We start from the raw sequence: 14,215 nt of genomic DNA on the forward strand, positions 1-14,215 counted from the left end.
CTGGCAATGAACATCACACAACACCTTCAAGCGGTTTGCGCGCCACCACATTGACCAGGGTTTCTTCCCGTTGGCCAACAGGTTTTGGCTGGCGCAGGCCAAAGCGTTCGAGCAGGCCGAAATCCTTGGCGCGACTCCACCACAAGTATGGATAAGACACGTTCTGCGCGCTGAATTCGAACCCTTGGCGACGAATCATCTCAAGGTACTCGGCGGCGCTCTTTTGCACGTGCATCGGATGGCGGAACAGCCAGCGAATCACCCAGGTATCAATGTAAGCCTCGGTGGATTCGGCGAACAGCAGATAACCGCCGGGCTTGAGCACGCGGTAGAACTCGGCCAGTGCCTTTTCCTGCTCCACCAGATGGTGGAAGGTCTGGTGACAGAACAGCAGGTCGACGCTGGCATCCGGCACGGCAAGCGTGGCGCAGTCGCTGCCGACCAACTCCACGTCCATGCCCTGACGGGCGGCTTCTTCGCCGCTCAAGTCGAGGCTGTGCGGGTCGGCGTCCACGCCAATCAGGCGCTGTGGCGCAAAGGTCTGGCGCAGGTACTGGAACGACTTGCCCTGACCGCATCCGGCATCCAGCAACACCGGGTTGCCTGGCAACGGTTCGCTGAACAGGCCGCGCAGGTCATTGATCGCGACGCGCAACACATGGTGCTGCCAGGTGTGGCTGCGCAGGAACCAGAAACCGAACCGGGTCTCTTCGACGTAGTGTTCGCTCAAGTAGCTCACGTAGCGTCACTCGCGCAAATTTCCGAAAGCATGCGCAACCGGCGCTTGGCTTCGCTGACGAACGGATTGCGCTCGTCCCACGCATAACCGGCCAGGATCGAGCTGATCATGCGGCGAATATCCGCCGAGCCGCCCTCGTGATAAATCACGTCCTGGAACGTTCCGGCGTACCAGCCTTCGACATAGCAACGGAACGTATCGACGCCACGCTTGAGCGGTTCGGCGAACTCGGCCTGCCAGTCGACGCTTTCCCCCTGCAACTGACGGTGCAGAACCCCGGCGGCCATGCTCGCCGAACGCATGGCGATGGTCACGCCGGAGGAGAACACCGGATCGAGGAATTCCGCCGCGTTACCGAGCAGTGCAAAACCGGGACCGTGCAGGGTTTTGACGTTGGCCGAATAGCCGCCGATGGTGCGCGCCGGCGTATCCCACACAGCGTTGCCCAGCACGCCGGAGAGGCTTGGGGTTTCAGCGATAAACCCCCGCAGGCACTCGTCCAGATTGTCCATGCGGCCTTCATAGTGTTCGGCTGCCGCGACAACCCCCACCGAGCAACGGCCGTTGCTGAACGGAATGGTCCAGAACCAGATATCGCGCTGGGTCGGATGGGTGGTGATGAGGATCTTTTCCCGTTCGAATGCCGGGCTGTCGATATGGTCTTCGATGTGCGTGAACACGGCTTGGCGCACTGGAAAATTCGACGGTGCCTCAAGGTCGAGCAAGCGCGGCAGGACACGGCCGTAACCGCTGGCGTCGAGCATGAAGTCCGCTTCGATCGCGTACTCGCTGCCGTCTTCACGACGCACGCCGAGCTGCGGTTTCGCCCGGTCGACATCGACGCTGACGATGGCTTCGCCGTAGCGGATTTCGACACCCTGCAGCGCGGCCTGATCGGCCAGCAGTTTGTCGAAGTCGGCGCGCTGGACCTGGAAGGTGGTCGGCTTGCCGTCACTGAACGTGTCGCCGAAATCGAAAGCGCTATAGCGCTCGCCCCAGGCAAATGCTGCACCGTTTTTCATCTGGAAACCGGCGGCGTTGACGGCATCGAGCATGCCGGCCTCCTCGACGAAATCCAGGCAGTGCGACAGCAGGCTTTCGCCGATGGAAAACCTTGGGAAATGCTGGCGCTCGATCACCAGGACATCATGCCCTTTGCGCTTGAGCAGCGCGGCGGCGATGGCGCCCGACGGGCCGGCGCCGATGATTACTACCTGACGACGTTCCATTTCAACGATTGGCATGGGGGCTCCTTGCCGGGACGGCAGCTTTCAAGGGGATTCGATGCATGCCGACCAATGCCGGCAGCAGTGTCGCGATCAGGCCCATCAACATCAGCGCAAAGTACAGCGGCGGGCTGATGAGCTGTTGTTGCAGCAGCAGGTTGAGAAAGACGATCTCGCTCAAGCCGCGAATATTCAGCAGTACGCTTTCGCGCCAGCGGCTGGCGCCGGCAAACGAAGCGCCGGCCCAGCCGAGCCCCAGCCAGTTACCCAGCAGTTTGCTGGCAATCGGCAACAGCAGCAGCGCGGCCAGTTGCGCCCAGCTCAGGCTGTCCATGGCGCTGTGGACATTGATCTGCACGATGCCGAACGTGAGGATCAGCGGGATCGCGACCCAGGTTTGCAATCGATTCATCCAGATCGCTTGCACCGGCAACACCAGCGGCACCTTCAGCGCGGCCATGCACAGCAGATAGCCGATGCCGACAATCAGCGCGTTGAGTTTGTAGTGTTCAGCCACCACCAGCAGTGCAAAGAAACACCCGCTGTAGAGTCGTGGCTGGCGCAGGCCGGCAACCCACATCAGTGCGGGCACACAGGCGCAGGCCAAGGGCAGCAGCAGACTGCTCAGGTGCAGGCTGCCCTGGGCAATGGCAAACAGCGTCCAGCAAGTGAGGTCGATCAGAATCGCCGTCTGCACCAGTCGCCGGGTGGCGGTGGTCGGGTAACCGATATGCCGCAAGTACAGATACAACACCGGTATTGCGGTGATGGCGAACAGCAAGCCCACCGCCAGCGAACTGATCCACGGCTGGGGCGGCAGCCACCAGATCGCGGTGGCCAGGCCGCAGGCAAACGGCACGCAGAAACTCGGCAGAGCTATTTTCAGGCTCTGGCGATCAAGGCGCAGGTCGATTACGTCGCTGAGGATGTAACCCAGCAACAGTGCGAAACTCAGGCTGTAGAGGTTTTTCAGCCAGATCGGTGCGACGAGCGTCGCGCCGCTCAACTGCCAGTCGGGTTCGATCCAGAAGTACATCAGCAACGGCAGGCCGACGGTGGCCAGCAACAATTGACTGACGATCGGGATCAAGCCGAAGTGACGCCCGACACGGGTGGCCACGGCGAACAGCGCCAGGGCCATTGCCCAGAACAGCACGACCATCATGCTGCCGACTCCGCGACGCTGGTCGCCTGCACGTGTCGCCCGGCCCACGGCGCGAGCAGGAAGCTGAACGCCAGGCCCAGGCTCACCGACAGTCCGAAGTTACTCACCGCCGGCGTGCTGGACACCGCCAGCAAACCGAACGACAGCCAGGTGGTCAACGCCGCCAGCAAGGTGCCCAGCAGGCTGACGGCGGCGCCGCCGACCTGTTCGCGCATGAGGATCGCGTAGTCGACGCTGATCGCCGTCACCAGCAGCAGGCCGAACAGGCTGAACAACGTCAGTGGCTGGCCGAGCCAGCCAAGACTGGCGAGGCTGCACAGCGCTGCCAGAAGCGGCAGTGAGACGATGCGCAACGCGCCGCCGAGGCCGAACGGCAGGATCAACACCAGCACGATCAGTACGCAGGAGGCGAGTTTCAGTTCGGCGGCGCTGATCTGCGTCTCGGCGAAAACCTGGTTCAATTCACCCAGGCGATCCACCAGCTCCACACCCGGCAAATCCAGCGCCTGAACCCGCAGCAGCGCGGGGTTGTTCAGGCCTTGCAGGCTGACCATCGCCGCCACGCCGTCCTCGGTCGGGCCCAGCCACAGTGTGCGATAGGGTTCGGCCAACGGACCGGTCAGCGCGCTGTCGATGTCTTCAACCGGCAATGCCTGCAACTTCGCCAGCTCTGCTTTCAGTGCTTCAAGCGGCACGCCGACGTCGAGCAGCGGTTGCCAGAATTGCGGCAACCTGTTCAGCGCTTCGCGTACCAGATCTTGCTCGCGGGGCTGACTCACCAGTTGGTTGAGCGACAGGTAGCCCTGGAGTTTGTCCAGGTTGACCAACTGATCCAGGCGCTCGCTCAACGCGGTTTGGCGTTCGAGCAGTTCTTGCTGATTGGTGGCCCGTACCAGGAAGAACTGGCTGGTGGGTTGGTAACCGGTGATGCGCGCAATGGTCTGGGCTTCGTCCGTCAATTGCTGCGGCGCGCCGACCCATTGGCGAATGTCGTTTTTGCTGTCGAGCTGCAACAGACCGCCGACGCAGAAGGCGATCAGCAGCGCCAGCAGCACTGGCGTACGGGCGAAGTTCAACAGCCTTTCGCGCAGTGCCAGCAAATATTCGGCGACGCGCAGCGGCCACTGTGCCGGGCGCAAATCCGCACCCTTGAGCAGTGCCGGTAGCAGGCACACCGCTGACAGGTAGGCGCCGATCAGTCCGGCGGCGGAGAACACGGCGATCTGGGTCAGCGCCGGGAACGGCGTCCAGGCCAGCGCGAGGTAACCGATGCAACTGGTGATCAGGCTCAGCGTCAGGCCAGGCAGCGTCAGGCGCAATGCGGGCCAGCTGTGCCAGGGTTTCAGGCTCCAGCTCTTGGACAGATAGTGCAGCGGGTAATCGACCGCGACGCCGATCAGGCTGGAGCCGAGCACCAGCGTCATCACATGCATATGGCCGAACAGCGCCACACACGCCACCGCGCCGAACAGCATGCCGACCAGAACCGGAACGAACGCCAGCAACACGCGCCAGCGGCGGAAGGCCAGCAGTAACAGCAACAAAATACCGACGGTGGCGCCGCCGCCTACCCAGGTCATTTCCCGAGTCGCCTGTTGTTGACCGGCGGCGGCGTAGAGCAAACCGCTGGCGGCCAGCAGTTGCACGTCGCTATGAGCTGCTTCTTCGCGGCTGTGCTTGAGCAGTTCGGCCACTTGCAGCGGCAGGTTCATGTCGAAGGCATTGCCGGTGGTGCGCGCACGGAGCATCACCCAGCTCTTGCCGTCGGCATCGGCGACCAGTGCGCCGCTGCCGATGTCCAGTTGCACCGAACCGTGCTGCGGCTGGCTGTTCTGGATGCGTCCGGCCAGGCCCAGCCAGTCATCCTGGCTCGGCACCAGGCTGAAACCGGTGAACGGGTCGAACAGCGCCTGCACCCGTTGCTGGATAAAGGCGTCGGGGTGCTCGATCAGTTGCTGTCGATCCGTTGCTGAAAGCATCGCCAGCCGGCCTTGCAGCAATTGCGTGCGCAGCGCCGGCAAGTCGGCTTGCAGGGTCCATTGGACTCTTTCGAACAAACCACTGGCCTGCCATTGCTCGCCCAGTTTCTGCGCCATGGCGACGGCTTGCTGACGATCCTTGTGACCGACCAGCACCAGCATTTCGCGGTTCAGCGGTTCTTGCATGCGTTGCTCGGCGCGCAGCTCCAGCGCGTCCGGTGCCGTGCCCGGCACCAGTTCCATCAGGTTGGCCGACAGCGGTGCGCCGTCACGCCATTGCCATCCGGCAAGCGCGAGCACTGCCAGCAGCAGGATCAGAAACAGGCGTGGAAGCGTGCGTTCACTCGGCAAAGTCATGTTGCTCCGCATCGCTCAACGGTTGGGCGCTGGTGCTGTCCTGCATGCGTAACAGGGTGCTGTCGCCCTGGGTTTCCAACAGTTCGATGCTGTGCACCAGTTCACCACCGGTGATGTTGATCTGATTGAACACTTGCTTGAGCAACAGCGAGCGCGGAATCAGGGTCAGTTTCCAGTTCTGCGCCTCGCCGCTCAGGGACAGTTCGAAGTCCCGTTGCAAACCGCTGCTGTCGCCTTGCAGCACGGCGAGGAACAAGCGGTTCTGCTCGGCACCGGCACTCTTGCCCGGCAGCATCTGCCAACCGCTGGCGTCACGTCGCGCGATGCCTTTGTCGGTGATGCGGTAATCCTGTTGCAGCGGGGTTTTCAGTAGCCAGAGGAGGCCGTGGTTTTTCGCCAGGACGAAGGTGCCCTTGCTGGTTAACGGCTGGGGCAGGGCGCGCAGGTGTTTTTCCTGGATGAAGTCGCCGTGGATCACATCGGGTCTGGCCAATTGATCGCTAAGCTGTTGCAGATCGAAGGCGTGAACCATCGATGACAACCCGAGCAGCGCCAAAGCAGCGAGGTATCGAAACACCTGTGGCGAGCGAGCTTGCTCGCGCTGGGCTGCGAAGCGGCCCCAAAAACCTGCCAGCCATGGCCCTGTTTGTGAGTGCTGCGCACTCAAGCGCGAGCAGGAAACGGGGTTGGCCTCAGAAGAGGTGTCGATATCGGTGTTCATGGCAGCATCCTTTCAACGGCGTCGGTGAACACTTTCGGTGAGGCCATCTGCATCTCGCGGCTGGCCATGTCGACAGCCACCTGCACGGAACTGGCCCGGGTCAAACGTTCACCGGTTTGCAGATCGCTGATCAGGTAATTGATCTTCAACCGGTTCTCCCACTCCACCAGATTCGCCCGTACATTCAGCTTCTGGCCGAACACCGCGCCGCGCACGTAGCGCAATTGCAGGTCGATCACCGGCCAGGCGTAGCCCGATGCAACCATGGCGTCGTAGTTGTGGCCGATCCTGTCCAGCAGCGCGCAGCGAGCGACTTCCAGGTATTTGACGTAATGGCCGTGCCAGACGACGTTCATGGTGTCGACGTCAAAGAACGGCACGAGGATTTCCGTATCGGTGTGAAGCACTCCCTTGCTACGCATGCAGCCTCCAGTGTTGTTCGGCAATCCGTTTCAGGCACAGGCGCAATTCGCCTTCCAGTGCGCGGTCTTCGATGACTGGCGGGAAGTCCTTGGCCAGCGCTTCGTGCATGGCGGCAAGGGCGGGTGGCAACGGGCGGGCATCTTCAGCTTTGCTGCGCAGCCACACACCCTGATTGGCGGCGAGCAGCGTGGCGGCGGCGACCTGTTCGGTCAGCTCCAGCACACGGATCGCATCACGGGCGGCGATGGTGCCCATGCTCACCTTGTCCTGGTTGTGGCATTCGGTGGAGCGGGAGAACACGCTGGCCGGCATGGTGTTTTTCAATGCTTCGGCGGTCCAGGCGCTGGTGCCGATCTGCACGGCTTTGAAGCCGTGGTTGAGCATCGCGCGATCCGCCGTGGCGCCGGACAGATTGCTCGGCAAGCCATGGTTATAACGCTCGTCCACCAACAGTGCGAGTTGACGGTCGAGCAGGTCGGCAACGTTGGCCACCAGGTTTTTCAGGCTGTCCATGGCGAACGCGATGTGGCCGCCGTAGAAATGCCCGCCGTGCAGCACGCGCCCGGCTTCGGCGTCGATGATCGGGTTGTCGTTGGCGCTGTTGAGTTCGATCTCGATAAACGAGCGCAACCAGTTCAGGCTGTCGGCCAGGACGCCGAGCACGTGGGGCGCGCAGCGCAGGGAATAGCGGTCTTGCAAGCGATGCAGCGGCGCGGTCGGTGCGTCGATCGCCAGGTCCTTGCGCAGCCACGCGGCGACTTGCATCTGCCCCGGATGCGGTTTGGCGGCGAACAGGCGCTCGTCGAAGTGCTCCGGATTGCCTTGCAGCGCGACCACGTTCAGCGCGGTGATTCGGGTGGCCAGTTGCAGCAAATAATCGGCGCGGGCGTAGGCCAGGCAGGCGAGGCCGGTCATCACGGCGGTGCCGTTCATCAGTGCCAGGGCTTCTTTCGGGCGCAGAACCAGCGGTTCCCAACCCAGTTCGCGATGCACGTCCGCGGCCTGGCGGCGTTCGCCGCGGAACATCACTTCGCGCTCGCCGGACAAGGTCGCCGCGACATAGGACAGTGGCGTCAGATCACCGCTGGCGCCTACCGAGCCCTCTTCCGGGATCAGCGGCAGGATGTCATGTTCGAGGAACGCTTGCAGGCGCTCCAGCAATTCCACGCGCACCCCGGACACGCCGTGGCACAGCGACTGCAAACGCGCTGCGAGCACCGCGCGGGTGGCCTGGGCGTCGAGCAGTTTGCCCAGCCCGCAACCGTGGAATGTGTACAGATGACGCGGCAACGCCTCGACGTGATGCAGCGGCACCGCGACCACGCAGGAATCGCCGTAACCGGTGGTCACGCCATAGATCACGCCTTCCTTGTCCAGCAGGGAATCGAGGAATCGCGCACCCTTGGCGATGCGCTCGCGGTACGCAGGATCGTCCTGCAACTGCGTCGGCACCTGACGGTTGGCCAGGGCCAGCACGTCTTCGATGCGCAAAGGGAGTTCGCCGAAGGTTACCGGCTCAAGCGTTGGCGTCGTCATCGGTCTTCCAGAAGGGGTAAAAGTTGAACCATTGTTGAGGTGCTTCGAGGCAATAGTGACCCAGGCGTTCGGCGTAGCGGGTCGCCCACTGATGAATGACCTGTTCGCGGTCGCTGCGTTTCCAGGTGATCGCGTCAGCGAACGGTTCCAGGGTCAGCCGGTAATCACCGTCGGGTTTTTTCAGGCACAGCAGCAGGTTGACCGGGCATTTCAACAGCCCCGCGAGCAGCCACGGCCCTTGCGGAAACTTTGCCGGCTGGCCAAGGAAATCCACGGTCACGCTGCGCCCACCGTGCAACGGCACGCGATCACCGGCGATCGCCAGCCACTCGCCGCGCTCCAGGCGCTCGTGCAGTTGCAGCATGATCACCGGGTCCAGTTCGCTGACCTGGATAAGCCGCAGATTGGTCGCCCCGGCTTCGCCCAGCAAACGGTTGAACTGCTCGGCGTGCTTGGTGTGCACCAGCACGTTCATCGTGACCTTTTCGCCGATCTCCGCCAGCGCGCGACACACCTCGAGGTTGCCCAGATGCGCGCCCACCAGCAGTTGCCCGCGGCTGCCGCGCAGCTGATTGCGCAGCAATGCCGGATCGATGATTTCGATCTGCTCGAGGCTCAGCTTGCCGTTCCACACGTCGAGTTTGTCGAGCATCGAATCGGCAAAGGCCATGAACTGACCGAATACGCGCCAGTGGCTGGGGCGTAATTCCTCGCGATGACTCCAGTCGGCGAGGCGCTGCTGGTATTGCCAGGCACTGTGCCGGGCACTGCGACCGAACAGGAAAAAGTACAGGACGATGCCGTACAACAGCGGGCTCAACAGTCGGCGGCCGAGTACCTTGGCGCCGAACGCGGTGAGCTTCATCAGCCAGAAACTGCCGCGCTCCTGGCGGTCGGCCCAGTGTTCCTTGTCTGCGTTGCTGCTCATGCTCGCCACCGTCGCCAAAGGATCACCGGGGCTCGCAGCAACATGCCGAAGAACAGCCGGGTGTGCATGCTCGAAATCAGCACGTTGTCGTGGAACATCCGGAAGTGTGAGACACCGTCCAGCGGGTAGTGCACCTTGGTCGGCAGCCACTGCATCGGCTGATTGCGCCAGGCCAGGCGCACCAGAATGTCCGAGTCGAAGTCCATGCGCTTGCCGATTTTCGCCGAGTCGATCAGCGCCAGGGTTGGCGGTAATGGATAGACGCGGAAGCCGCACATGGAGTCGCGAATCTGCAGCGACAGGGTGTTGATCCAGACCATTACGTGCGTCAGGTAGCGGGCGTACAGACGACCTTTCGGCACGCTGGCATCGTATTGCGGATAGCCGCAGATCACCGCGCGCGGATGGGCGCGTGATTGTTCGATGAACGTCGCGATGTCTTGCAGGTCGTGCTGACCGTCGGCGTCTACCTGCAAGGCATGGCTGAAGCCCAGGCGCGAGGCTTCGCGCAGGCCGGTCATGACCGCGCCGCCCTTGCCCTGATTGGCGGCGAGGCGGATCAGGTAAACCATCTCGCGTTGGGCCAGTTGATCGAGCACCGCCGCGCAGGCCGGGTCGCTGGCGTCGTCGACCAGAATGCATGGCAAGTTGCTTGCGATCACTGCGTCGACCACGGTGGTGATCGCGGTTTCGTGGTTGTAGACCGGGATGATTGCGCAGGGTTTATGCATGATGTGGAACCTGCGCAAAACCCCTGTGGAAAGAGCGCTTGCTCCCGCTGGGCTGCGAAGCAGCTCCAAAACTGATTAGTGCTGACATCAAGGCGACTGCTGCGCAGTCGAGCGGGAGCAAGCTCCCTCGCCACAGGTTAAGCATTGCCTGCAGCCTCCAGCAAAATCCGCCCGCTGGAGCAGGTGGCGGTCTCGTTGCGATAGGCGAAATACAGCTTGCTGCGCACCGGATCGAAGCGCAGGTGTAACTGGATTTCATCGCCCGGACGCACCAGTTGCTGGAATTTCAGCACTTCCATGCCGGCGAACTTTTCCGGCAGTTTCATCAATTGCTGACCAAGGTTCAGTGCCCATTCCACCTGCACCACACCGGGCAGAACCGGCGCCTGGGGGAAGTGGCCACTGAAGTAGGCGAGGTCCGGTGGTATCGCCAATTGCAGGCTCCACTCACCATCGACTTCGACCTGCTCCAGCACTTGCGGCGCTTTCGGGCGCGGCGCCAGCAGCAAGGCTTCCACCTCGGCCTGAGGCAGTTTGCCTTGAGTGTTGAGCGGCAGTTGCCGCAGCAAACGCCAGCGTCGTGGCAGGGCGAGGGCTTCGCAATGCTGGCTGAGGTGTTGGCGCAGTTCCTGAGTGAGGGTGCGTCGGCCCTGATTGCGCAAGGCATGCAAACCCGATTCGCTGAGCACCAGCAATGCACCCAGCGAGGCACGATTCTCCTGAACCACGCCGAGGCGCGCTTCCGCGATCCATTCGTGGGCCATCAGCGCCTGCTCCAGCATCGGCAGCGAGATACGTTTTTCTTCCAGTTTGACGATCCGGTCCAGCCGCCCGAGCAGTTCGAAGCGGCCGTCGGCGGCGATTCGCGCCGCATCCGCAGTGTGTTCGATGTGACCGGGCGGCAAGTATGGCGACGCAATGAGCAGCGCGCCGTCGCTGTCCTGGCTCAACTCGATGCCGGCGAAGGCTTGCCAGAGAGTGTTGCCCTGACGCCAGGCGATGCCACCGGTTTCCGAACTGCCGAAGATTTCCGTCGGCCACTGTTGCAGCCGTTGTTGAAGGCTTTGCGCTGCCTCGGCGGGTAAAGCGCCGCCAGAGGAAAACACCCGGCGAACCGCGCTCAGCGCCGGCCAGTCAAGGTTGTCGCCCATGCGCTTGAGCAGCGCCGGGCTGGCAACCCACGCAAAGGTCGGGTGTTTGCGGCTGGCGCGCTGCAAATCTTCTGGAAAGGCCAGTTGCTTGCGCACGAATGAACGCCCGGCGCACAGCGGCCACAACACCCGAAACAGCAGGCCGTAGATGTGCTGGGTGGCGACGCTGCCAATCAGGCACGCCTCGCCCAGATCGGCACCCCAGAGCTGCTCCAGCGCTTCGACTTCATTGGCCAGTTGGCGCAGGGTCTTGTCGATGCGCTTGGGTTCGCCGCTGGAACCGGAGGTGCACAGGCTTAGCGTGCAGCGATCCAGGTCCAGGGCTGCGGCGGTCAGTGACGCATGGCGATAATCGCTGAGGTGCGCATCATCGGCCTGATCCGTCAGCCACAGGTCGACTTCGCTCGACCAGCGTTGACGCGTTTGCGGTTGCAGGTCGGCAGGCAGCAGCACGCTGACACCGGCGCGCCAGGCACCCAGCAGCGCAATTGCCAGGTCGGCGGCATCCTCAAGGTGCACGGCAATGCGCTGCACGCCCTGCGTTTGCAGGCCGGCGGCCAGACTCAGGGCCTGTTCGCACAGTTGTGCGTGATTCAGCACCGGATCAGCCGTCACAGCACGTTCCGGTTGAGCCTTGAGCAACAATTGCTCAAGTTTTATCCAATTCATGGGTGGCCTCGTACCCGTTGTCGTATAAGCCATTCAATGGCAAACATCAGGCCGATCAATCCATAGGAGATCAGGCCGGTGTACAACATCCACCAACTCAGCGGCGCCCAGAGGGTCAGGGCTGCAGCGCACAAACCGTTGCAGAGAAAAAACACACACCAGGCAATGGTGACCTGGCGGGTATAGCGAATTGCCTTGGCCGGCAAGCGTGGCTCACGCAGGCGGGCAAGGCGTTCGATCATCGGCGGGCCGTATTTCAAACTCAACCCGAACAGCATCAGCATGAAGCCGCTGATCAGCACGGGGTACCAGCGCAGCATGGCGGGGCTGTCGAACAGTGCGAGCAACAGGCAAAACACGATGGCGATGGTGGCCATCCACCGGTTTCCCGGTCGGCGCACGCCCGTCAGCGCCCGAGCCAGCCACAGGCTGCCCAGCAGCAGACCGAACTGCCACGGGGCAAAATGTTCCATGCCGAAATACACCGCAAAGGGGTACAGCAGGCCCGCCAGCAGCAGGCCAAGGCCGATCACTCGGCTCATGCGGCGGGTTGAACCAGACGGTAGACCGCCTCGACCACGTCGCTGACGGTACGCACCGTTTTGAATTCTTCAGCGGCGATTTTCTTGCCGGTCTGGCGCTTGATGTGGTCGATCAGGTCGACCGCGTCAATGCTGTCGATTTCCAGGTCCTGGTACAGGTTGGATTCGAGGCTCACACGCTCGGGGTCCAGCTCGAAGAGTTCTACCAAGGCATCGCGCAGGGTGTTGAAAATGTCATCACGAGTTTGCATGGTCCGGTCTCAAGCTGCCTGTTTTGCGGTGACGAACGCCGCAAGGCTCGCCACGTTACTGAAGTGATTACGGGTGTCCTTGGCGTCGGCGTCGATTTTGATGCCGTATTTTTTCTGGATCGCCAGGCCGAGCTCCAGGGCGTCGACGGAGTCCAGGCCCAGGCCTTCGCCAAACAAAGTCTGGTTATTGCCGATGTCGTCGACGCTGATGTCTTCGAGGCCCAGGGCTTCGATAATCAGTTCTTTGATTTCACGGTGCAGATCGCTCATCTTCGGCGAGCTCCTTAATAAAGTAGTGATGCAAGTAATCATTGAGCTTGCGCGAGGCTTGAGGCGCGGGCCCTTGCACGGCGAAGGCCTGTGGGTCTATATCGGCCCCGACCCGAAAACTGAAGTGCACGCGGCGTTTGGGGATCCGATACCAGGGTTCGGCCTTGGTCAACGTGGTCGGGCTGACCTTGATGACCACCGGGGTGAGAATTTTCGCACCGCGCAGTGCGATCGACGCCGCACCCCGATGAAAGGAGGGCGTTTCACCGGGCTGGGTGCGGGTGCCCTCCGGAAAAATGATCAGGGTCTGGCCGCTTTTCAGTGCGTCGGCTGCCGCATCGAGCATGTCCATGCTGCCGTCGTTGCTGATGTATTCGGTGCGGCGTAGCGGGCCGCGGGTAAAGGGGTTTTCCCAAAGGCTGCTTTTGACCACGCAGTTGGAATGGCGTACGAGGCCGATCAGGAACACCACGTCGATCAGCGACGGGTGATTGGCGATGATCATCTGCCCGGGGCGGCCGAGTTTTTCCGCGCCCTCAATGTCGTAGGTCAGCACGCCGGTACGGGCCATGAACCGGACGAAAAACCAGAAACAGCGACTGACGGTTTGCCGCGCGCGTAGCCGGTGCGTCTGTGCGCTGCCGGGCAGGCAGCCCAGCACCGGAAAAACCACCAGGCGCAGGCACAGCCCACCCAGTCCGAAGAGGGTGAAACTAGCGGCGGTGGCCAGCAAACGCCAGTAATAGGCGTCGCGGTTTTTTTCACTTACAGGTTGCGTTGCCAGGTCCATACACGATTTTTCCAGGCATGTTGGCAGGTGGTCTGCTGGCCTAGCAGGGTACGCAAGAGATTCAGGGCATGGGGCCAGTGGGCTTTGGACAACTCATCCGAAGTGCTGTTCAGGGACAACTGCCAATCGTTGCCGGGTGTCAGCAACAAACCCACCGCGTAGGGAAAGGGCACGTCGTCGATCCAGTCCGAATAGGCTTCGGGTGGCTGTTCTTCGGTGACCACCAGCAGAACCGCGGGCGCGCCTTCGGCAAGCAGTGCCGCCGCCTCTAGCATGCCGTGTTCAAGGCCATCGCCGGCGGCGGCCAGGGCGGTCATTTCACTGGTTTCGCCACGCATGATCGACCACAGGCCGATGACCGCGTTATGCACGGACAGGCTGAACTGGGTCGGCGACAGTGGCTGATCGGCGGCCAGATCACTGAGGATGTCGAAGGTGCGCGGGGTTTCGCCGTGGCGGGAAATAAAGACCAACGGTAGATCAGGGCGACCATCGGCCAACGGCCAGCCGACACTGAACGCCATCCGCGCAAGACGGCTGAGCCGCCGCCGCTGCATGGCCGGCAGAAACGAGACGTCGGGGGCAGCATCGCAGCTTGGCAGCGCGACCGGTTGTCGGCTCCAGGCCTGCCAATCGTCCACGCTTTCGAGCCCAGGGGCCCACGCGCGCCATTGGGCGATGTTGAAGTTGATCACAGGCATTCATCCCGCCCCTGCGGGCTTTCTTGACGCGACGAG

At 62.4% G+C, this 14,215-nt stretch carries 15 protein-coding genes; all 15 read right to left on the minus strand.

Translation table 11 applies throughout. The annotated features are described in order from the left end of the window. Window positions 1-13: 13 nt before the first annotated feature. The 15 genes from ACM1ZW_RS11045 to ACM1ZW_RS11115 all read right to left on the minus strand — a co-directional run bounded on the left by ACM1ZW_RS11045 (window position 14) and on the right by ACM1ZW_RS11115 (window position 14,179). Window positions 14-739 (minus strand): class I SAM-dependent methyltransferase, encoded by a 726-nt coding sequence (locus tag ACM1ZW_RS11045; RefSeq protein WP_416740535.1) that lies wholly within the window; start codon window positions 737-739, stop codon window positions 14-16. Further along, window positions 736-1,983: an NAD(P)/FAD-dependent oxidoreductase gene (locus ACM1ZW_RS11050; protein WP_414879958.1), complete on the minus strand. Its 1,248-nt coding sequence runs from the start codon at window positions 1,981-1,983 to the stop codon at window positions 736-738. Before ACM1ZW_RS11050 ends, ACM1ZW_RS11045 begins: the two co-directional genes overlap by 4 nt. Continuing rightward, complete coding sequence (locus tag ACM1ZW_RS11055) at window positions 1,970-3,130, minus strand: hypothetical protein (protein ID WP_017336157.1); 1,161 nt, start codon at window positions 3,128-3,130, stop codon at window positions 1,970-1,972. Before ACM1ZW_RS11055 ends, ACM1ZW_RS11050 begins: the two co-directional genes overlap by 14 nt. Next, the gene (locus tag ACM1ZW_RS11060) at window positions 3,127-5,466 is read right to left on the minus strand and encodes an MMPL family transporter (RefSeq protein WP_017336158.1); all 2,340 of its coding nucleotides are present in this window, start codon (window positions 5,464-5,466) and stop codon (window positions 3,127-3,129) included. The genes ACM1ZW_RS11055 and ACM1ZW_RS11060 overlap by 4 nt, the downstream gene beginning before the upstream one ends. Beyond that, the gene (locus ACM1ZW_RS11065; protein ID WP_416740809.1) at window positions 5,450-5,998 is read right to left on the minus strand and encodes an outer membrane lipoprotein carrier protein LolA; all 549 of its coding nucleotides are present in this window, start codon (window positions 5,996-5,998) and stop codon (window positions 5,450-5,452) included. The genes ACM1ZW_RS11060 and ACM1ZW_RS11065 overlap by 17 nt, the downstream gene beginning before the upstream one ends. A gap of 185 nt (window positions 5,999-6,183) precedes the next feature. Then, window positions 6,184-6,609, minus strand: coding sequence for an acyl-CoA thioesterase (locus ACM1ZW_RS11070; protein WP_017336160.1), 426 nt, complete (start codon window positions 6,607-6,609; stop codon window positions 6,184-6,186). Continuing rightward, complete coding sequence (locus ACM1ZW_RS11075) at window positions 6,602-8,146, minus strand: HAL/PAL/TAL family ammonia-lyase (protein WP_416740536.1); 1,545 nt, start codon at window positions 8,144-8,146, stop codon at window positions 6,602-6,604. The genes ACM1ZW_RS11070 and ACM1ZW_RS11075 overlap by 8 nt, the downstream gene beginning before the upstream one ends. Beyond that, entirely contained in the window at window positions 8,127-9,074 is a 948-nt protein-coding gene (locus ACM1ZW_RS11080; RefSeq protein WP_017336162.1) for a glycosyl transferase, read from the minus strand. The genes ACM1ZW_RS11075 and ACM1ZW_RS11080 overlap by 20 nt, the downstream gene beginning before the upstream one ends. After that, window positions 9,071-9,805: a glycosyltransferase family 2 protein gene (locus ACM1ZW_RS11085; protein ID WP_414884985.1), complete on the minus strand. Its 735-nt coding sequence runs from the start codon at window positions 9,803-9,805 to the stop codon at window positions 9,071-9,073. Before ACM1ZW_RS11085 ends, ACM1ZW_RS11080 begins: the two co-directional genes overlap by 4 nt. Before the next feature lie 137 nt (window positions 9,806-9,942). Continuing rightward, window positions 9,943-11,625, minus strand: coding sequence for an AMP-binding protein (locus ACM1ZW_RS11090; protein ID WP_414879962.1), 1,683 nt, complete (start codon window positions 11,623-11,625; stop codon window positions 9,943-9,945). Next, window positions 11,622-12,167, minus strand: a complete 546-nt coding sequence (locus ACM1ZW_RS11095) for a membrane protein (RefSeq protein WP_017336165.1) — start codon at window positions 12,165-12,167, stop codon at window positions 11,622-11,624. Before ACM1ZW_RS11095 ends, ACM1ZW_RS11090 begins: the two co-directional genes overlap by 4 nt. Further along, window positions 12,164-12,418 carry an acyl carrier protein gene (locus ACM1ZW_RS11100; protein WP_017336166.1) on the minus strand — a complete coding sequence of 85 codons (255 nt, stop codon included), beginning with the start codon at window positions 12,416-12,418 and terminating at the stop codon, window positions 12,164-12,166. Before ACM1ZW_RS11100 ends, ACM1ZW_RS11095 begins: the two co-directional genes overlap by 4 nt. Window positions 12,419-12,427: 9 nt before the next feature. Further along, window positions 12,428-12,688: a phosphopantetheine-binding protein gene (locus ACM1ZW_RS11105; protein WP_017336167.1), complete on the minus strand. Its 261-nt coding sequence runs from the start codon at window positions 12,686-12,688 to the stop codon at window positions 12,428-12,430. Then, entirely contained in the window at window positions 12,669-13,478 is an 810-nt protein-coding gene (locus ACM1ZW_RS11110) for a lysophospholipid acyltransferase family protein (protein WP_017336168.1), read from the minus strand. Before ACM1ZW_RS11110 ends, ACM1ZW_RS11105 begins: the two co-directional genes overlap by 20 nt. Next, window positions 13,454-14,179: a beta-ketoacyl synthase chain length factor gene (locus ACM1ZW_RS11115; RefSeq protein ID WP_017336169.1), complete on the minus strand. Its 726-nt coding sequence runs from the start codon at window positions 14,177-14,179 to the stop codon at window positions 13,454-13,456. The genes ACM1ZW_RS11110 and ACM1ZW_RS11115 overlap by 25 nt, the downstream gene beginning before the upstream one ends. Window positions 14,180-14,215 lie beyond the last annotated feature (36 nt).

Origin of the sequence: Pseudomonas sp. NFX71 (genome assembly GCF_048079215.1) — a bacterium.
In the GTDB taxonomy this organism is placed as follows: domain Bacteria; phylum Pseudomonadota; class Gammaproteobacteria; order Pseudomonadales; family Pseudomonadaceae; genus Aquipseudomonas; species Aquipseudomonas fluorescens_B.